General features: G+C 30.8%; 15 protein-coding genes and 1 tRNA gene. 8 read left to right on the top strand and 8 right to left on the bottom strand.

All coding sequences use genetic code 11. The features are described from left to right. Window positions 1-78 precede the first annotated feature (78 nt). From BWR22_RS13565 to BWR22_RS13545, 5 genes are all read right to left on the bottom strand, one after another. The gene (locus tag BWR22_RS13565) at window positions 79-2,658 is read right to left on the bottom strand and encodes a phosphoenolpyruvate carboxylase (RefSeq protein WP_076734192.1); all 2,580 of its coding nucleotides are present in this window, start codon (window positions 2,656-2,658) and stop codon (window positions 79-81) included. Beyond that, window positions 2,658-3,776 (bottom strand): 3-isopropylmalate dehydrogenase, encoded by a 1,119-nt coding sequence (leuB, locus tag BWR22_RS13560; RefSeq protein WP_076734191.1) that lies wholly within the window; start codon window positions 3,774-3,776, stop codon window positions 2,658-2,660. Before leuB ends, BWR22_RS13565 begins: the two co-directional genes overlap by 1 nt. Before the next feature lie 201 nt (window positions 3,777-3,977). Further along, window positions 3,978-4,565, bottom strand: a complete 588-nt coding sequence (gene leuD, locus BWR22_RS13555) for a 3-isopropylmalate dehydratase small subunit (protein WP_076734190.1) — start codon at window positions 4,563-4,565, stop codon at window positions 3,978-3,980. Window position 4,566: 1 nt separating this feature from the next. After that, window positions 4,567-5,967 (bottom strand): 3-isopropylmalate dehydratase large subunit, encoded by a 1,401-nt coding sequence (gene leuC / locus BWR22_RS13550; protein ID WP_076734189.1) that lies wholly within the window; start codon window positions 5,965-5,967, stop codon window positions 4,567-4,569. A gap of 3 nt (window positions 5,968-5,970) precedes the next feature. After that, entirely contained in the window at window positions 5,971-7,146 is a 1,176-nt protein-coding gene (locus BWR22_RS13545) for a 2-isopropylmalate synthase (RefSeq protein ID WP_076734188.1), read from the bottom strand. 148 nt (window positions 7,147-7,294) lie between these two features. Between BWR22_RS13545 and BWR22_RS13540 the strand changes: the two genes are divergently transcribed. After that, complete coding sequence (locus BWR22_RS13540; RefSeq protein ID WP_076734187.1) at window positions 7,295-8,836, top strand: hypothetical protein; 1,542 nt, start codon at window positions 7,295-7,297, stop codon at window positions 8,834-8,836. A 38-nt stretch (window positions 8,837-8,874) separates the two neighbouring features. Here the strand turns inward: BWR22_RS13540 and BWR22_RS13535 are convergent. Further along, a tRNA-Phe gene (locus BWR22_RS13535) sits at window positions 8,875-8,950 on the bottom strand. Window positions 8,951-9,142: 192 nt separating this feature from the next. On the opposite strand from BWR22_RS13535, the gene BWR22_RS13530 reads away from it, so the two are divergent. From BWR22_RS13530 to BWR22_RS13500, 7 genes are all read left to right on the top strand, one after another. Beyond that, window positions 9,143-9,871, top strand: a complete 729-nt coding sequence (locus tag BWR22_RS13530) for a type III pantothenate kinase (protein WP_076734186.1) — start codon at window positions 9,143-9,145, stop codon at window positions 9,869-9,871. After that, window positions 9,871-11,202: a hypothetical protein gene (locus BWR22_RS13525; RefSeq protein ID WP_076734185.1), complete on the top strand. Its 1,332-nt coding sequence runs from the start codon at window positions 9,871-9,873 to the stop codon at window positions 11,200-11,202. The genes BWR22_RS13530 and BWR22_RS13525 overlap by 1 nt, the downstream gene beginning before the upstream one ends. Before the next feature lie 20 nt (window positions 11,203-11,222). After that, window positions 11,223-12,554, top strand: coding sequence for a hypothetical protein (locus BWR22_RS13520; protein WP_076734444.1), 1,332 nt, complete (start codon window positions 11,223-11,225; stop codon window positions 12,552-12,554). Then, window positions 12,554-13,108 carry an LPS export ABC transporter periplasmic protein LptC gene (gene lptC, locus BWR22_RS13515; RefSeq protein ID WP_076734184.1) on the top strand — a complete coding sequence of 185 codons (555 nt, stop codon included), beginning with the start codon at window positions 12,554-12,556 and terminating at the stop codon, window positions 13,106-13,108. The genes BWR22_RS13520 and lptC overlap by 1 nt, the downstream gene beginning before the upstream one ends. 54 nt (window positions 13,109-13,162) lie before the next feature. Further along, window positions 13,163-13,357, top strand: coding sequence for a hypothetical protein (locus tag BWR22_RS13510; protein ID WP_076734183.1), 195 nt, complete (start codon window positions 13,163-13,165; stop codon window positions 13,355-13,357). Then, on the top strand, window positions 13,358-14,650 hold the full coding sequence (locus BWR22_RS13505; RefSeq protein WP_076734182.1) for a hemolysin family protein: 1,293 nt from the start codon (window positions 13,358-13,360) through the stop codon (window positions 14,648-14,650). Window positions 14,651-14,808: 158 nt separating this feature from the next. Then, complete coding sequence (locus tag BWR22_RS13500) at window positions 14,809-16,953, top strand: peptidylprolyl isomerase (protein ID WP_076734181.1); 2,145 nt, start codon at window positions 14,809-14,811, stop codon at window positions 16,951-16,953. 74 nt (window positions 16,954-17,027) lie between these two features. Here the strand turns inward: BWR22_RS13500 and BWR22_RS13495 are convergent, their stop codons facing one another. Together BWR22_RS13495 and BWR22_RS13490 are read right to left on the bottom strand one after the other, a co-directional pair. Beyond that, a complete protein-coding gene (locus BWR22_RS13495; RefSeq protein ID WP_076734180.1) occupies window positions 17,028-17,951 on the bottom strand; it encodes a GYDIA family GHMP kinase in 924 nt (307 codons plus the stop codon). Next, complete coding sequence (locus BWR22_RS13490) at window positions 17,951-19,249, bottom strand: hydroxymethylglutaryl-CoA reductase, degradative (protein ID WP_076734179.1); 1,299 nt, start codon at window positions 19,247-19,249, stop codon at window positions 17,951-17,953. Before BWR22_RS13490 ends, BWR22_RS13495 begins: the two co-directional genes overlap by 1 nt. Window positions 19,250-19,424 lie beyond the last annotated feature (175 nt).

Genomic DNA, 19,424 nt, shown 5'->3' with positions numbered 1-19,424 from the left:
AATATTTATAAAAGAAAAAATCTCGAAACAAACTTTGCTTCGAGATTTTGTAATATTAAATTATAATAAAGTGTTGTGTTAAGCAGAATTACGACTTGCGTTTATATTTCCAAATAAAGATCTGGTAACTAATTTTTCGTAAATTCTTATTTGCGCTTCGTCTTTAATAGTAGCTTTTTCAAGCTCTTGAATTTTTTTAAGCGCATATTGTTGTATTGTTAATAGAGGAAGAACAATAGATTCTCTTACAGCAATAGAAGCTTTTCCGGCAGGTTCTTCTTGCATTAATTCTTTATAGCCAGTAAGTTTTAATAGTAGTCGTTTTGAAGTTTCATATTCATTATAAATTATATTCCAAAACTCTCCATATTCAGGATCTTCACTCATGTATTTTGTTAAATCGAAGAACGATTTAGATAGTGACATCATGCTGTTTTCTATTAATGTTTTAAAGAAATCTGATGTTTTAAATAAGCGTTGGACTTTTTCAAATTCATTATTGTCTTCATAATGTTTTAAAGCAGTACCAACACCAAAAAATCCAGGTACATTTTGTTTTAACTGGCTCCATGATCCTACAAATGGGATGGCTCTTAAATCTTCAAAAACTAAACCTTCTGCTTTTCCTCGTTTTGATGGACGGCTACCAATGTTTGTTTTTGCATAATACTTTAAAGTACTCATATGTTCTAAATACGAGATGAATTTTGGGTGTGCTTTAAAATCAGAATATGCTTTATAACTGCGTTCAGATAAATCGGTCATAACCTCACGATTTTCTGGAACCATACTTAAATCTTTATCGCTTAAACTGTTGTAAATTCCAGAGCTAATTAGTTGTTCTAAGTTGTATTGTGACGATTCTAAAGTTCCAAAATTAGACGATATAGTTTGACCTTGTATGGTTAATTGTACTTCTTTGTCTTCAATAGTTGGACCTAGAGATGCGTAGAAATTGTGTGTTTTTCCACCACCTCGAGCTGGAGGTCCACCACGCCCATCAAAGAAAATAACAGTAATACCATACTGTCTAGATATTTTGGTTAAATTTTCTTTAGCTTTATATATAGCCCAGTTAGCCATTAAATAACCACCGTCTTTTGTACCGTCACTAAAGCCAAGCATTATAGTTTGTTTATTTCCTCTAGCTTTTAAATGTGCAGCATATTCTGGGTTAGTGTATAGCTCCTCCATAACTTTTGGAGCATTTTCTAAATCGGTAATAGTTTCAAATAAAGGTCCAACATCTACAGTTAGTTTGTCTTGAAAGGCTACTAATTTAAGCATGGCAAATAATTGCATAACATGCAATGTTGTTTGGTTGTTACTAATTATGTATCTGTTAGCAGCAACTTCTCCATTTGTTTTTTGTATACTTTTAAGCACCTTCATTGTTTTAAGTGCTTTTAAAGTTTCTTCATTTTTAATTAGAGATAAATCTACTTCGCCTTTAACATTAGAGAGTAGTTTTACTTGTTCAGATTCAGATAAATCAAAGTAATTTTTTGGAAAAATATTACTTTCATTTTCAATTAACGTATTCACCATATCGTTAAAATATTGCTCATGTTTTCTGCTGTCTTGACGTATGTCTAAATTTGCAAAATGAAATCCAAATAGGTGAATTTTATTTAATAAGCTGTTTATTTCGGTAACATAAAGCGATTGGTGCTTTTCTATTATAACATTTTTAATTTCTTTTAATTCCTTAGTAAAAGAAGCTAAAGTTAATGTAGATTCTTGGTACGAGATTATTTTGTATAATTCGCGTTCTATTATAGTAATCCTGTCTTCTACGCCTTTAAAAGTTAATTTTCTTTTTAAGCGTCTTATGTCTCGATAATAATTTTTAATAACAGTTTCTCGTAATCTATTGGCTACTTTTAAGGTTATCTCTGGTGTAACAAATGGATTTCCGTCTCTATCTCCTCCAGGCCAAAAACCAATATTTATTATGTCGTTTTCTATGTGTTCTCCATCAAAAATATTTTGCTGTATATAGTCGTATATAGTTCCAAAAGATTTGTAAAATACGTTTTCAAGATACCATATTAAACTAACAGCCTCGTCGTAAGGTGAAGGTTTTTCGTGCTTAAAAAAAGGTGTTTTACCTAATTGTGCTAAAAGGTCATTTATTTTAAGTAAATCGTTTTCTCTAATGGCTTCTGTTAAATCTGTAATGATACCTAAAACAGAGCCAGGATAAAATTGTGTTGGGTGCGCGGTTAACACAATCCTTACTTTAAATTCTTCAAGATACTTTTTTAGTGTTTCTAATTTGTTTTCTGCAGTAACACTTTCTTTTAAACTACGCAAAGTACCAATGCCATCCATGTTGTTAACTACAGGAAATGCGGCATCCTCTATAGCATCAAATAAAACAACTTGACGTTCTATATATTGAATAAATTGAAATAGTAAATTTGTTTGGCTTTCTTTAGAGCGACTTGCTTGGTATTTTTTAAAAAACGTTTCAACAATAGTTGTTGGGTTGTCTTTTTTGCTAAAACCTTTTTGGCAAGTTTCATGAAAGAGCGGAAGCAACGCTCCTGTTTTTGTTATAGTATCAAAAGGAAGTGTCATAAATATACTATTGTATATTTGGTACTTCGATAATACTGTTTGATTAAATCGCGTAAGTTTTGGTTGTGTCGGCATTAAATTATGGTAGATTGTCCTAAGTGAATATTTGTGAAATTTAAATTTGAATCTTTTGGATTGCTAATAAAATCGGCAATAAAGTCTCCAACCTTACTAGTTGAAATATTATCATATTTAGTATTTAAATCTGGAGTAGTAACATTTAATTTTAAAGATTTATCTACGGCTTCCTTTACTAAATCTGCTTCTTCATGTAAGTGAAAATGCTCTAATAACATTGCGGCACTTAATATAGAGGCTACTGGATTAGCAATGCCTTTTCCGGTGGCTTGCGGATAAGAACCATGAATAGGCTCAAACATAGCGTGTTTTTCGCCAATGGAAGCAGAGGCTAATAAACCTATAGAGCCGCCAATAACACTAGCTTCGTCACTAATAACGTCGCCAAATAAATTTTCTGTTAAAATAACATCAAATTGTTTTGGATTTAAAATCATTTGCATGGCTGCATTATCAACAAATAAGAAGTCTAGTAAAACATCTGGATATTGCGATGCTAACTCGGTAACTACTTTTCTCCATAATCTAGAGGTTTCTAAAACATTAGCTTTATCTACTAAAGTTACTTTTTTATTTCTGTCTTGTGCAGCTTTAAAGGCTAAATGTGCAATGCGCTCAATTTCTTCACGAGAATATTCACATAAATCTGAAGCTGCATTTCCATCTTCACTCAAGTGTTTTTTGCCAAAATAAATTCCTCCGGTTAATTCTCTATAAATACTTATATCTGTGCCTTCAATAATATTCTTTTTTAAAGGAGATTTGTTTAATAATGTATCATAAGCTTTAACTGGTCTTACATTAGCAAATAAGCCTAATTCTTTTCTAAGTTTTAATAGACCTTGTTCTGGTCTTATTTTAGCACTAGGATCGTTATCGTATTTTGGATGGCCAATTGCTCCAAATAATATAGCGTCGCTAGACTTGCATAAGTCTAAAGTGTTGTCGGGAAGCGGATTGTTGTATTTGTCTATGGCAACTGCTCCAACAGCAGCTTCTTTAAATAAAAATGTATGATCAAATTCTAAAGCAATCGCTTTTAAAACTTTAATGGCTTGTTCTGTAACTTCTGGTCCAATGCCATCGCCTGGTAAAACTGCAATATTTAACTTCATATTTATTTTTGCTTCTAAAGCAGTCTCGAAAAGCATTCGAGATTATTTGCTTTCTGTTATATTTTATTTTTTTTGCGTTACTAAAGGTCGCGCTTTCGGCAGTCGCTCTCTGCGAGGAGCTTCAACAAAGCCTCAACTGCGAAGCAATCACGAGTTCTAATTTATCAAATAAAAATGAACGAGTAATCACTAACGCGTTTATTAATTAAGTGTTTTTTCAAACGCTTCAATTTCTGTTTTTTTACTAAGTAAGTAATCTATATCGTCATAACCATTAATCATACAGGTTTTTTTGTATGGATCTATTTTAAAATTCTCGAAACGCTTACTGCTTTTTATGCTAATTTGTTGTTCACGTAAATCTACTCTTAATTTTGTATTTGGGTCTGCTTTAATTTCAGAAATTAAATGTGCTAAAAATTCTTCAGATACTTGTACGGGTAGCAAACCGTTATTTAGGGCATTTCCTTTAAAAATATCTGCAAAAAAACTAGAAACAATAACCTTAAAGCCGTAACCAGTTAAAGCCCAAGCAGCATGCTCACGACTAGAACCGCAGCCAAAATTATCTCCAGCTACCAATATTTCTCCAGAAAAAACATTATTGTTTAATACAAATTCTTGATTTGTAGAGCCATCTTTATTAAAACGCCAGTCTCTAAAAACATTGTCTCCAAATCCTTTTTTATCTGTTGCTTTTAAAAAACGAGCAGGAATAATTTGGTCTGTATCTACATTTGCAATATCTAAAGGTATTGCTCTCGATGTTAATGTTGTAAATTTTTCCATATTATGCGAATTCTAAAGTTTCAATATTTTTTGTAACGTCTACTATTTTTCCTGCAACGGCAGTTGCAGCAGCAACTAAAGGGCTTGCTAAAATAGTTCTTGAACCTTGACCTTGTCTTCCTTCAAAATTTCTATTAGATGTAGATACGCAATATTCGCCTTGAGGAATTTTATCGTCGTTCATTGCTAAACAGGCACTACAACCTGGCTGTCTTAATTTAAAACCAGCAGCGTCAAAAATATCTTTTAAACCTTCTTCTATAATTTGTGTTTCTACTTGTTTGCTTCCGGGAACTAGCCAAGCGGTAACATTGTCTGCTTTTTGTTTTCCTTTTATATATTTTGCTGCTACTCTAAAATCTTCGATTCTAGAATTGGTACAACTACCAATAAAAACATAGTTTATTTGTTTGTTTATTAGTGTTTTGCCGGCTTCAAAATTCATGTATTCTAAAGCTTTTTTAAATGAAGGATCATTTTGTTTTGGAATGTTTTCAGATATTTTTATTCCCATTCCAGGATTTGTTCCATAGGTGATCATTGGTTCAATATCTTCGGCATCAAAATAATACTCTTTATCAAAAGTAGCGCCTTCATCAGTTGGTAATGTTTTCCAGTAAGCTACTTTTTTATCAAAAGCCTCTCCTTTTGGTGCGTATTCACGTCCTTTAACATAATTAAAAGTAGTTTGGTCTGGAGCAATCATGCCACCACGAGCACCCATTTCTATACTCATATTACAAACTGTCATTCTTCCTTCCATAGACATGTTCTCAAAAACATCTCCGGCATATTCACAAAAATAACCAGTACCAGAGTTGGTGCCTAATTTTGAAATAATGTAAAGAATGACGTCTTTGGGTAAGACGCCATTTTTTAACTTGCCATTAACCGTTACTCTTAAGCTTTTAGGTTTTGTAAGTAATAAACATTGGCTTGCAAAAACTTGAGCAACTTGACTTGTGCCAATACCAAAAGCAATAGTGCCAAAGGCGCCATGCGTTGAGGTGTGGCTGTCTCCACAAACCATAGTCATGCCTGGTTGTGTGAAGCCTAATTCTGGTGCCATGACGTGTACAATGCCATTGTATTTATGGCCTAACTCATATAGCGTAATGTTGTTTTTTTTACAGTTAATAGAGAGTTGTGCTAGTTGGTTTCTAGATAGCTCGTCTTTAACTGGTAAATGTTGATTTTCCGTAGGTGTATTATGGTCTGCGGTAGCAACAATTTGGTTTGGTCTAAAAACAGGTATGTTGCGTTCTTCTAATTCATTAAAAGCTTGTGGACTTGTTACCTCATGAATTAGATGTTTGTCTATATATAATATTTGTGGTCCGTTTTCTATACTGTCTACCACATGTGCATCCCAAACTTTGTCAAATAAGGTTTTCTTACTCATAATTTATGCGCTAATTATTTGTCTGTAAACATTACTTGTTTCGATTATTTGATGGATGTCGTTATCATTTATCTCTTTCTTTTTATCTGCGAAACTTAAAAAGTTTGAATAGACATCGTCTAATTGAAGTTTAGTTAATTCGTAACCAACATTTTTTGCTCTATAAGCTAATGCAGCACGACCACTTCTTGCAGTTAAAACAATTGCAGATTCTGTAACACCAACATCTTTAGGGTCTATAATTTCGTAAGTTTCACGGTTTTTAATTACGCCGTCTTGATGAATTCCTGAGCTATGAGCAAATGCATTGGCTCCAACAATTGCTTTGTTAGGTTGCGTGTATATTCCCATACTATCTGAAACAAGTTGGCTTAATCCGTAAAGCATTTCAGTTTTTATGTTGGTATCTAAATTAAGGTAAGGATGTTGTTTTAAAACCATAACAACTTCTTCTAAAGCAGTATTACCTGCACGTTCTCCAATACCATTTATAGTACATTCAATTTGTCTTGCTCCATTAATAACGCCTTCAATAGAGTTTGCTGTTGCTAACCCTAAATCGTTATGGCAATGGCAAGATAAAATGGCTTTTTCTATGCCTTTTACGTTTTCTTTTAAGTACTTGATTTTTGCGCCATATTCACTTGGTAAGCAATAGCCAGTTGTGTCTGGAATATTTAAAACAGTAGCTCCTGCTTTAATTGCTGCTTCGCAAACTTTAGCAAGATATTCGTTATCTGTACGTCCGGCGTCTTCTGCATAAAACTCCACATCTTCAACGAAAGATTTTGCGTATTTTACAGCGTCGTAAGCACGCTCAATAATTGTTTGTCTGTCAGATTTGAACTTGTGTAAAATGTGTGAGTCTGAGGTGCCAATGCCAGTATGTATTCTTGGTTTTGTTGCATGTTTTAATGCTTCAGCAGCTACTTTAATGTCGTTTTCTACTGCTCTAGTTAAACCGCAAACTGTTGCATTTTTTACTATTTTTGAAATAGCTTCAACAGAGTTAAAATCTCCAGGGCTTGACACTGGAAATCCAGCTTCTATAACGTCTACTCCTAATAAATCTAATTGTTTAGCAATGATTACTTTTTGTTCGGTATTTAACTTGCAGCCTGGTACTTGTTCTCCATCACGTAGTGTAGTGTCGAAAATTTGTATATTATTGTTTGACATTTAAGTGTATTTTATTTTTGTATTGAAATACTAATTTATACTTTGGTTACTTGTTACAAGCTATCACTATTTAAAGTGTTACGATGTTCAATCTTTGTAATTAAATGTAAAAACTTGATAAACAGTTGTTTAAGATAATTATTAGTTGATGACTAAAGACCAAAAAGATAATTTATTTGCCTTAGTAAAATCTTTAAATAAGTCGGAAAAACGACAATTTAAGTTGTATGTTGGAAGGTTGGGAGTAAATTCTGATTCAAAGTTTTTAAACTTATTTACAGTTTTAGATAAGCTTAAAAATTATGATGAGACATTTATTTTAAAGTCTACAAAAATTAAAAAGCAACAATTAGCTAATGTAAAAGCTCATTTGTATAAACAATTGCTTATTAGTTTAAAGCTTAATCCTTCGCATCAAAATATTCGCTCACAAATTAGAGAGCAATTAGATTTTGCTTCTATTCTATATCATAAAGGGCTTTATAAGCAAAGTTTAAAAATACTTGATAAAGCAAAAGAACTAGCCATTAATAATGAAGAAAAAAATATGGCTTTCGAAATTGTAGAGTTAGAGAAGGTTATAGAATCTCAATATATTACCAGAAGTATTAGTAGTCGAGCAGATGAGTTGACCATACAGGCAAAAGAATTGAGTTCGCAAAATGTAATTGCAAGTAAATTGTCTAATTTATCGCTTCAGCTATATAGTGTGATTCTAAAAACGGGTTATGTAAAAAATAAAGCAGAGAGTAATAAGGTAACAAAATATTTTAACAGTAGGCTTCCAGAATTTAACTTAAAAGAATCTGGTTTTAGAGAAAAACTCTGGTATTATAAAGCGCATTTGTGGTATAGTTTTTTGTTACAGGACTTTTTAAACTGTTATAAATTTGCTTCAAAATGGGTCGATTTATTTAATCAGTATCCAAATATGGTACATTTAAATCCTGTTTTTTATTTAAAAGGAAATAATTATTTATTAGAGTCGCTATTCTTTATAAGTAATAAAAAGAAATTTGATAAAAAATTAAATAATTTTATTAAAATAACAGGCAATCCAAGTTTTCCCAAAGATGAAAATGTCGCTTCGTTAGTATTTTTGTACACAAATTTTCATAATATAAATACTCATTTTATAGATGGAAGTTTCAATGAGGGCTTACAATTAATACCTAAAATCGAAAACGAGCTTGTTGAGTTTGATACAAGAATAGATGCTCATCATAAAATGGTGTTTTATTATAAGTTTGCGAGTTTGCATTTTGGTGCAGGAAATAATAAAGAGTGTATAAAATACTTAAATTTTATTATTTCGAACAAATCGCTTTCTATGCGAGAAGATTTGCTTTGTTTTTCAAGAGTTTTAAATTTAGTAGCTCATTATGAAGCAGGATTAGACTATCATTTAGAAGTTTTATTGCGTAGTACTTATAAGTTTTTAATTAAGATGAATGATTTGCATGAGGTGCAAAAAGAAATGATAAAATTTATACGTGGTTTACAAGATATTTATCCTCAAGATTTAAAAAATGCATTTCAAGAATTGCATAAAAAATTAAAAGTATTTGAAAATCATCCTTTTGAGCGTAGAGCTTTTTTATATTTAGATATTATTTCTTGGTTAGAAAGTAAAATTGAGGATAAACCAGTTGGGGAAATTATTAGAAATAAATATTTAGCTAAACAATAAAAACCAAAAAACCCGATTCAATTGAATCGGGTTTTTAGTGGTGGTGCCTCCAGGAATCGAACCAGGGACACAAGGATTTTCAGTCCTTTGCTCTACCAACTGAGCTAAGGCACCAGTTGCATTAAAATGCGAGTGCAAATATAGTTTCATTTTTAATACTACAAAAGAAAAAACACAAAATTTTAAATTGTTTTTTCTTTTTTCTTTTTTTAAGATAAAAAAGAGTGTTACAGTTATCGTAATATCAACGAATTAGATGTGTACATAATAACTTCATTTTTGTAAATTTGTTTTATAATTTATTATATGGATTTAATTATTGATGTTGGAAATACCTTTACTAAGCTTGCGGTATTCGAAAAAAATAAGCTAATTGATAAAAAACGTATTGAAACAAAAAACTGTATTTCTGGGATAAGAGAGCTTCAAAAAATACATGGTAATTTAATTAATGCAATAGTTTCTTCGGTTGGAGCCTTAGATAATGATACATTAAAATATGTTGATAAAGAATTTAGACTTCAAATATTATCCTACAAAACAAATCTTCCATTTAAAAACCTATATAGTACTCCTAAAACATTAGGTATAGACAGGATTGCATTAGTATGTGCATCGGTAGAAGAATTTCCAGATAACAATGTGTTAATTATAGATGCAGGAACATGTATTACTTACGACTTTATAAATAATAAAAACGAATATTTAGGTGGAGCAATTTCTCCTGGTATTCGTATGCGCTATAAAGCTATGTATAATCAAACAGCTGGTTTACCGCTACTAAAAACAGAAGTGCCAAAAAACCTAATAGGGGACTCTACAGCGAGTTCAATGCATTCTGGCGTAGTAAATGGTGTTTTAAACGAAATTGATGGTTGTATAACTCAGTATCTTGAAGAATATCAAGATTTAACAGTAATTTTAACAGGAGGAGATGCTAAAATGTTGTCTAAACAATTAAAAAGTAGCATATTTGCGAACTCAAATTTCCTGTTAAAGGGTTTGAATTTTATTTTAAATTATAATTTATACTAATGATAAGAAAACTTGTATTAGTTTTTATTGCATTATTTGCAATTCAAAGTTACGCTCAGGAAACAACTGCATCTCCATATTCTTTTTACGGTATTGGAACCTTGAAATTTAAAGGTTCTGTGGAGAATACTAGTATGGGTGGATTGAGTATTTATAAAGATAGTATTCATATAAATTTTAGAAATCCTGCTACTTACGGAGGCAATAATTTAGAGTCTTTTAATAATGAAAGCCGTCCAGTAAAATTCACTATAGGAGGAAGCCATACATCTACAAAATTAAAAAGTAATACAAGCTCAGATCGAGTAAAGTCATCTACTTTCGATTATGTAGCTTTATCTATTCCGCTTGGTAAATTAGGTTTTGGCTTTGGTTTATTGCCATATACATCGGTAGGTTATAGGTTAGATACTAATAACGATGCAGGAAATCTAGATACTCGTTTTAATGGAGAAGGTGGTTTAAATAAGGCTTTTTTATCTTTTGGTTATCAAATAACAGAAGGTTTAAGTGCAGGAATAGATGCAAATTATAATTTTGGAAACATTCAAAATAATACTATCGAGTTTAACTATAATAGTGACGGAGAGCTTTTACAAACACAATCTAGAGAAGAGAATAGGTCAGACTTAAGTGGACTTAATTTAAACTTTGGATTACACTACCAAGGCATGATTTCAGATAAATTAGAACTACAATCTGCATTTACTTATTCTCCTTCAAGTAATATTACTTCTACTAATGAACGTTCTTTTTCTAATGTACTTGTAGACATCGCAACAGGTTCAGAAATTGCACCAACATCAGAGTACAGTCAAACAATTGAAGCAGATTTAGCTGCGGCAGGTTTAGATAAAACAGATTTAAAATTACCATCAAGAATTTCTTTTGGAGCAGGATTAGGAGCACCAAGAAAATGGTTTGCAGGAATAGAATACACAACTCAAAATACAAGTGAGTTTTCTAATGTTTTATATGAGAATACCGGAAGTACTTTTGTAGATGGCTCAACTTTGTCTTTAGGAGGTTTTTATATTCCTCAATATAATTCGTTTTCAAGTTACTGGAAACGTGTTGTTTATAGGGCTGGTTTGCGTTTTGAAAACACAGGTTTACAAGTGCAAAATCAAACAATAAAAGAGTTTGGCATATCTTTTGGAGTGGGTATACCAGTTGGAACAATTAGAAATCCATTCTCAAATGCCAATTTTGGTTTTGAATTAGGAAAAAGAGGCACAACAGAAGCAAACTTAATTCAAGAGAACTTTTTAAAGTTTAAACTCAGTCTATCTTTAAACGATAGATGGTTCGAAAAAAGAAAATTCAACTAATAACACAAACATTAAATATTATGAAAACTAAAATCACACTAATAATTGCTTTTTTGTTTTTAGGGCTAAATACAAGCTTTGCTCAAGCTAGTAACGAAGATTGTACAATCAATATGTCTTTATTAGCAGAAACAGTAAAAGGTAAAAAGTTTACTGAAGCATTACAATATTATAATAAGGCGATAAAAGATTGCCCTAAATTTAACCTTTCTGGATTATACAAATATGGAGAAGACATGTTTGAAGGTCTATTAAAAGAAGCAACAACAGATGCTAAAAAAGTAGAATATATAAACGAGTTAACTGGACTTTGGGATTCTAGAATGGCTAATTATGCAAGTAAATCTCCAAAAGGTAAATTTGAAGCTAAAAAAGCAGAATTAAGATACGATTATAGAGAGTTGTTAGGTTTAACAGATGAGCAAATTTATAACGAATTTGATGCTATTTATACGTCAGACTTAAAAAACTTTAAAAGCCCAAAAGGTTTATATGTTTATTTTAAAATGATGGTAAGTCTTTATGATAAAGGTCAAAAAACACCTCAGGAATTATTTAATAAATATGATGATGTTGTAGATAAAATTGAAACTGAAGTTGAAAAAAACTCTGTAAAACTTAACGAGTATATTGCTAAAGGAGATAATTTATCCTCAAAGGACGAGAAGTACAAAAAGTTTTATTCTCAAACTTTAACAGCATTCGAAAAAATATCTGGGAGTGTAGAAGCAGAATTAGGAGATAGAGCAAATTGTTCTGTATTAATTCCAATTTACCAAAGAGATTACGAAGCAAATAAGGATAACGGTGTTTGGTTACAAAGAGCAATGAACAAGTTGTACTCTAAAGGTTGTAAGGAAGATCCAATGTTTGTAAAAATTGTAAAGCAGAAAAACACATTAGAGCCAAATGCAGATACAGCATGGTACTTATATGTAATTACTGGAGAGCAAAAATATTTCGACCAATCATTATCTTTACAAACAGATCCATTAAAGAAATCTAGATTATATTATAAATTAGCTGGTGAGTTTAAGTCTAAAGGAAGTTATGGTAAAGCAAGAGAATATTACTATAAATCTATGGAATTAAATCCTGCAAATACAACAGGTTATTTACAAGTAGCATCAATGTATGCATCAAGTGTAAAAAGTTGTGGTACTACTAATTTTGAAAAAAGATCTATATATTGGTTAGCAGAGAGAGAAGCTGCAAAAGCAAACAAATCTACAGCATCTAAATATGGAGCTTTAGCACCAACTAAACAAGATATTTTCTCAGCAGGTATGTCTGGAAAAACTATTAAAATAGGATGTTGGATAGGAAGAAGTGTAACAGTGCCTACTATTTAATGAAACTTAATAAATTACATAATATTAAAAACGGAGTCATAGCATTAGCTGTGACTTTGTTTTTTTCATGTACAAATAACTTTAAGGAGGTTAATAAAATTGGTGTTAGTGAAAACGAACCGCAAGGTGTTGGTGTAGATATTAATGTTATCCGTACAGACTCTGGTCGTGTAGCAGCAAATTTAATTAGCCCAAAACTATTGGATTTCGAAAATAGAAAATTTGGTTATTCTGAATTTCCAGAAGGAGTAATACTGCATATTTTTGATGAGCAAAACCAACGTACAACAATTGTTTCAGATTACGCTATAATTTATAGCGAAACAGATGTTATAGACTTACAAGATAATGTAATAGTATCTACACATGAAGGCGATAGCTTGTATGCAGACCAATTGTTTTTCGATCAAAAAAAAGAATGGCTTTTTACTAATCTACCAGTAAAATATAAGTCTAAAGATTATCTTACAAAAGGACAAGGTTTCGATTCTGATAGAGATTTTACAAAAGCCGAAGTCTTAGAAATTAGTGGCGTTTTTGCGGTTAGTGAATAACAATATTCTACACTTTAAAATTTTACATATCTTTACTATAATTAATATTACCCAATGAAATATTTAAAATTCTCACAATACATATATATAATAGCAGGTGTTTATTTTCTATACGATTGTATAGTGAATTGGAATACAGATAGAAATCATGCATATTTATCGCTATTTTTATTTGTTCTTGCAGCTTTTATGTTTTTTTTTAGAAGGCATTTTCATAAAAAATATGAAGATAGAAACAATAATAAATAAATGTCCACAACAGTAATTGTCGTTATAATTGTAGTGTCGTTGTTATTATCGGCATTTTTTTCAGGCATGGAAATTGCCTACGTTTCTGCTAATAAAATTCATATAGAAATAGAAAAAAAGCAAGACGATTTTTTGGCAAGAATACTATCTAAACTTACAGCAAAACCATCAAAATTTATTGCAACTATGCTTATTGGTAACAATATAGCATTAGTTATTTATGGTTTTTTTATGGGCGATTTATTGGTGAAATGGTTTGCCTCTCTGGTAAATAATTATCCTTTTTTACATTATTTACTTACAGATTTAAGTTTATTGTCTCAAACTATAATTTCAACATTAGTAATATTATTTACAGCAGAGTTTCTACCTAAAGTTTTTTTTCAAATTTATAGTAATACCTTAATTAAGGTATTGGCTTTTCCTGCCTATTTATTTTATTTACTATTTACTTTTATATCAGATTTTGTACTTTGGATTTCAGATTTTGTATTAAAAAAGTTCTTTAAAACCGAAGGCGACCAAGTACAATTAGCTTTTACTAAAGTAGAATTAGGTAATTATATAAGTGAGCAAATGGAATCTGTAGAAGAACATGATGAGATTGATACAGAAATCCAAATATTTCAAAATGCCTTAGAATTTGCAGAAGTTAAAGCAAGAGAAGTTATGATTCCTAGAACGGAAATTATGGCTTTAGAAATTAACGATTCTGTAGCGAATTTAAGCACACTATTTACCGAAACAGGGATGTCTAAAATATTAATTTATAAAGACACTATAGATGATATTGTAGGTTATGCACATGCTTTTGAGTTATTTAAAAAACCCAAAACAATTAAGGCAATGGTGCTACCAGTAGAGTTTGTTCCAGAAACCATGTTGGCTAACGATATTTTAAATGTTTTAATAAAAAAACGTAAAAGTATAGCTGTAGTTTTGGATGAATACGGTGGGACATCAGGAATAATGACTGTAGAGGATATTGTTGAAGAGCTTTTTGGTGAAATTGAAGACGAACATGATACTGTAGTTTTAAAAGAAGAAAAAATAGACGATACTAACTATATTTTTTCTGCAAGATTAGAAGTAGATTATTTAAACGAAACTTATAAATTAAATTTACCCGAAGGCGAAAATTATGAAACCTTAGGAGGTTTAATTGTAGACCATACAGAAGAAATTCCACAACAAAATGATATTGTTATAACCGAACATTTTCAGTTTAAAATTTTAGAAGTATCAAACACTAAAATAGACCTAGTCTCTTTAAAAGTAAAAACAGATGATTAACAGATAATAAGAGCTGTTTTTCTACTATTTGCTATAAAAAACACAATCATTTTAATAATTCTTAAATTATTGCCAAATTCTACTTTTATTATTAAATAGAAAATGGTATTTTCGCCCACTATATTTTAACAATAACAGAATACAATCTATTTAAACAGATGGCAATTTTAAATAAAATAAGACAGAAAACAGTTGTACTAATTTTAGTAATCGCATTAGCACTTTTTGCTTTTATACTATCGAGTCTTTTCGATAATAAAGATGCGTTATTTAACAAGTCTCCAGATGTAGTTGCTACTATTAATGGAAAAGATATTTCTCGTCAGGAATTTATGGCTCAAGTAGAAGCTCGTAATAATCCAAATGCTACACAGTCTCAAATCATGAACCAAGTTTATGAGGCAGAAGTAAGAAAATCTGTAATGGAAGATCAATACAACCAATTAGGTTTAACTGTTGGTAGAGAGCAAATGCGCGATTTATTAAGCACAACTTATGGTAATAGTCCTCAGTTTTTAAATGCAGATGGTGTTTACGATGAGTCTTTACTTAATCAATATATATTAGATTTAAAAAACTCTCCAAACCAAGATTTTTATAACAGATGGGTACAAGGAGAAGAGAGTATTGCTTCTGGTGCATTACAACAAAATTATATTAACATGATTAAAGCTGCATCTAATGCAACTTTAGCAGAAGGAGAACTAGAGCACAAGTTACAAAGTGATTTGGTAGATATTAAATATGTATCTGTGCCTTATGCTACAATTCCAGATAGTACTGTAGAAGTAACTAAGTCTGAAATTAAAGCTTATGTTAGTAAGAACAAAAATAAATATGAAGTTGAAGCATCAAGAAATATACAGTACGTAAAGTTTGATAATGTAGCTTCATTAGAAGATGAAAACACGTTTCAAAACGAATTAATTTCTTTTATAAAAGGAGGAGAGGTTTACAATGAAACTACAAAGCAAACCGATAAAGTACCAGGTTTTTTAAATATGAACGAAGAGGAAGCAATTACTTTAGTAAATGCAGAATCAGACGCAGCTTTAAAATTTCAAGATAAATTTGTTTACGCATCAGCTTTTCCAAATGGTGTGAAAGATAGTATTTCAAAATTAAATATAGGAGCCGTTTACGGACCTTACAAAGATGGAGGAGCATTTAAAATAACTAAACTTTTAGATAGAAAAGTTTTAGCAGATTCTGTACAGTCTAGTCATATTTTAATTCCTTATGTTGGGTCTCAAGCAGCAACAGCAGAAACTGTAAAAACAAAGGAACAAGCAAAAATTAGTGCAGATAGTATTTTAAAATTAGTTAAAAATAATAAAACTAAATATGCAGAAATAGCAAACGAAATAAATACAGATGGTTCTAAAGGTAAAGACGGAAGTATAGGATGGTTTCGTTTAACAAACTACAATCCTGCATCATTTGACCCAGATTTTGCAAACTTCCTATTCTTTAACGACGCAGGAAGTATTGATGTTGTAGAAACTAAATTTGGATACCATATTATTAGAATAGACGACAAGAAAAACGAAGATACTGCTTATAAAGTAGCAACTATAGAAAGAACTATTGAGCCTTCTGTAGATACAGAAAATGCTGTTTTTAGAGCGGCTACAAATTTTGAGGTAGCTGTTAATGATAAAGATTTTCAAGCTGTTGCCAAAGAAAATAATTTAGCAGTAAATCCTGTAAGTACAATTAAAGAATTAGACGAAAGCATTCCTGGAGTTGGACCATTAAGAACTTTAGTACGTTGGACTTTTGAAGACGATGCAAAGGTTGGAGACACAAAACGTTTTGAAACTACTAACGGTTATATTGTAGCTCAAATTACAGAGAAAAATGAAGCTGGTTTAATGAATGTTGAAGATGCCTCTGTAACTGCTTTACCAGAAATAAGAAAAGAAAAGAAAGCTAAACTTATAAAAGATAGAGTTTCTGCTAGAACGTTAGCAGATTTTGCTGCAGCAGAAAACCAACAAGTAAAAACAGGTTTAGCTATTAATATGAAAAATCCAACAATTTCTGGAGCAGGCTTAGAACCAATAGTAGTTGGTCATGCTTTTGGTTTAGAAGAAGGACAAACATCTAGGTTAATTGCTGGAGAAAAAGGTGTTTATATGGTTGAAGTTACTAAAAAAACAGATGCTGTTAGTTTAGAAAATTACCAATCTTTTGCAAACCAAGTAGCTGCAGAAAAAACAAATGCAATTAACACAAGGTTATATAATGCATTAAAAGAATCTGCAGAAATTGAAGATTATAGAGCAAAAACAATACAATAGTATTACTTTTTAGATATTAAATTTAAAGCCTTGCATTGCAAGGCTTTTTTTATGTAATAAATTAATGTTCGAAGTTAAGTAAGTTTTAAAATCATAGTATTAAAACTAACTATGGTGTTATAACCTTTAGATTTAAAATAGGTTTCAATATAAGTTTGCTCTCCTGTAGCTAAAATAAAATCACCATTCCAACCACCAAGACTTTTAATTTCATTCTTAAAATCACTAAATAAGCGCTTTTTTACTGGTGTTTGATTTGTAATATTTCCAATTAAAGTTTCGTGTTCCTTAATTAGCTCGTTAAATTCTTCAATAGTATTTGTAGTAATTAATTTTGAAGTAATTTTATTTATTCTCAAAATTATTTCTTCGCTATTAGATTTGTTATTTTTATAAGTTTTAATAGAATCTCGACTATTTTGCTTTCTATTTAAATAAACAAAAAACAATTGGTCGTTAAATGGTTTATTAAATAAAATACGTTCAATTTTAGGCTTACTAGCTGTTAATTGATATACAATAGCACTATCATTTTTTGCACAAGCAATATCATATCCGCTACCTCCAAAGGTTTTATTAGATAAAGTAAAAGCATCTACTTTAGCCCATTGTGCTATATTGTTTAAAAGTGTAGAAGACGATCCTAATCCCCAATTATTAGGGAACTCCAATACAGATGTTACTTTGTAACCTTTTTCATTTTTTAAAAAATCAGGATTAAGCTGTTTGGCTACATTTAATATTTTAATAAGTCTTTTACTTAAATCATTATGTTGTTTTGGGAGAAACTTAATATTTCCGTTTAAAAGAGTATATGTTTCTTCAAACCAAATGGCACCGTTACAATCTATACTTTGCCAAATAAGTTTCTGTTCTAGAATTGGTTCTACAGTTAAAGATTGTCCTAATTTTGTTGGTAGAGCTAAAGCTTTTGCTCCGTCAAGAACTACATATTCTCCAGAAAGTAATAATTTTCCATGACTGTAAAATGTTAGCATTACTGTCTTAGTTTTTCTAATTCTAAAACCACAGCACTATGTGTTACTGTATTAGTTTTAAAATAATTTACTATAACTTCTTTTTCTTCGTTAGTAGCGTTAAATTGATTTAAAATATTCATTAAATGCATTTTCATGTGTCCTTCTTGTATTCCTGTTGTAGTTAATGAGCGTAAAGCTGCAAAATTTTGAGCTAAACCAGCAACAGCTACAATTTGCATAAGTTCTTTAGCTGATGGTTTTCCTAAAATATTTAAAGCGATTTTAACTAAAGGATGTAATCCGGTAAGACCTCCAACGGTTCCTAATGCCAATGGTATTTCCATCCAGAAAGTAAATACACCATCTTCAATCTTTGCATGAGTTAAACTAGTGTATTTTCCATTTTTTATTGCATAAGCATGCACACCAGCTTCAATAGCTCTAAAATCGTTACCGGTAGCAAGTACTACGGCATCAATGCCATTCATTATACCTTTGTTGTGTGTAACAGCTCTATGTGGCTCTACTTCTGCAATATTTACTGCGCGAACAAACTTTTCGGCGAAAGCCTTGCCTTCAATACCCTTATGTTTTAATTCTTCAACATTACAAGAAACCTCTGCTCTAACTAAGCAATCTGGAACATAGTTAGAAAGGATACTCATAACTATTTCAATAGAGGTATTTAAGTGTTTTTCTGCTTCAGCTTTAAACGTTTTGGAAAATTGCTCTAAACACGAATTTATAAAATTCGCTCCCATAGCATCTAATGTTTCAAAGGTTGCATGAAGTTGATAATAGTTATTTAAATCAGAAGTTTTATTTCTTAACTCAATATCTAAAATTCCACCACCACGTTTTTCCATGTTGGCGGTTATTGGTTTGGTATCTAATATTAATTTAGGTTTAACGGTTTCAAAAACTTTTTTTAAAGTTTCAAAATCGCCATCAAACATAAAATGAACCTGTCCAATTTTTGTAGTAGAGATCACTTTAGCCTTAAAACCACCACGTTGCATCCAGAATTTAGCAGCATTACTAGCAGCTGCAACAACCGAGCTTTCTTCAATAGCCATTGGGATTGCGTATGTTTTTCCGTTAATTTCGAAATTTGGAGCTACACCAAGTGGTAAATAATAATTAGAAATAGTGTTTTCTATAAACTCATCGTGAAGCTGTTGTAGTTTACTGTCTGCATTAAAATACTGCGTAATAGTTTGCTTTGCAGTATTGGAGTTTGAAAGGTAGTTGCTAACTATCCAGTCTATTTTTTCAGATTTAGATAGTTTTGAAAAACCAGAAATTGTTGTACTCATTAGGTTAAATTTGTGATTGCGAAGATACTAAATAACAGCTGTTTTGAAGATAACTTACTTTAACGAAATTTTAAACCAAGCATTTTACTTATTATCTTACCTGAATTAAGTGTTAATAATTAGGGTTTTTTGCTTATTTTTTAGTAAACTTGACATTATTTTATCAAAAAAATAT

Source organism: Lacinutrix venerupis (assembly GCF_001971745.1).
Classification (GTDB): domain Bacteria; phylum Bacteroidota; class Bacteroidia; order Flavobacteriales; family Flavobacteriaceae; genus Lacinutrix; species Lacinutrix venerupis.
This window is presented reverse-complemented; position numbering and strand designations above follow the sequence as displayed.

Excerpts from the sequence above, each read along its gene's own strand:
- lptC (WP_076734184.1), top strand. The coding sequence starts at position 12,554 with ATGAAACTTAATAAATTACATAATATTAAAAACGGAGTCATAGCATTA.
- leuD (WP_076734190.1), bottom strand. The coding sequence starts at position 4,565 with ATGGAAAAATTTACAACATTAACATCGAGAGCAATACCTTTAGATATT.
- BWR22_RS13520 (WP_076734444.1), top strand. The coding sequence starts at position 11,223 with ATGAAAACTAAAATCACACTAATAATTGCTTTTTTGTTTTTAGGGCTA.
- BWR22_RS13505 (WP_076734182.1), top strand. The coding sequence starts at position 13,358 with ATGTCCACAACAGTAATTGTCGTTATAATTGTAGTGTCGTTGTTATTA.
- BWR22_RS13495 (WP_076734180.1), bottom strand. The coding sequence starts at position 17,951 with ATGCTAACATTTTACAGTCATGGAAAATTATTACTTTCTGGAGAATAT.
- leuB (WP_076734191.1), bottom strand. The coding sequence starts at position 3,776 with ATGAAGTTAAATATTGCAGTTTTACCAGGCGATGGCATTGGACCAGAA.
- BWR22_RS13510 (WP_076734183.1), top strand. The coding sequence starts at position 13,163 with ATGAAATATTTAAAATTCTCACAATACATATATATAATAGCAGGTGTT.
- leuC (WP_076734189.1), bottom strand. The coding sequence starts at position 5,967 with ATGAGTAAGAAAACCTTATTTGACAAAGTTTGGGATGCACATGTGGTA.
- BWR22_RS13565 (WP_076734192.1), bottom strand. The coding sequence starts at position 2,658 with ATGCCGACACAACCAAAACTTACGCGATTTAATCAAACAGTATTATCG.
- BWR22_RS13530 (WP_076734186.1), top strand. The coding sequence starts at position 9,143 with ATGGATTTAATTATTGATGTTGGAAATACCTTTACTAAGCTTGCGGTA.
- BWR22_RS13540 (WP_076734187.1), top strand. The coding sequence starts at position 7,295 with ATGACTAAAGACCAAAAAGATAATTTATTTGCCTTAGTAAAATCTTTA.
- BWR22_RS13545 (WP_076734188.1), bottom strand. The coding sequence starts at position 7,146 with ATGTCAAACAATAATATACAAATTTTCGACACTACACTACGTGATGGA.
- BWR22_RS13525 (WP_076734185.1), top strand. The coding sequence starts at position 9,871 with ATGATAAGAAAACTTGTATTAGTTTTTATTGCATTATTTGCAATTCAA.
- BWR22_RS13490 (WP_076734179.1), bottom strand. The coding sequence starts at position 19,249 with ATGAGTACAACAATTTCTGGTTTTTCAAAACTATCTAAATCTGAAAAA.
- BWR22_RS13500 (WP_076734181.1), top strand. The coding sequence starts at position 14,809 with ATGGCAATTTTAAATAAAATAAGACAGAAAACAGTTGTACTAATTTTA.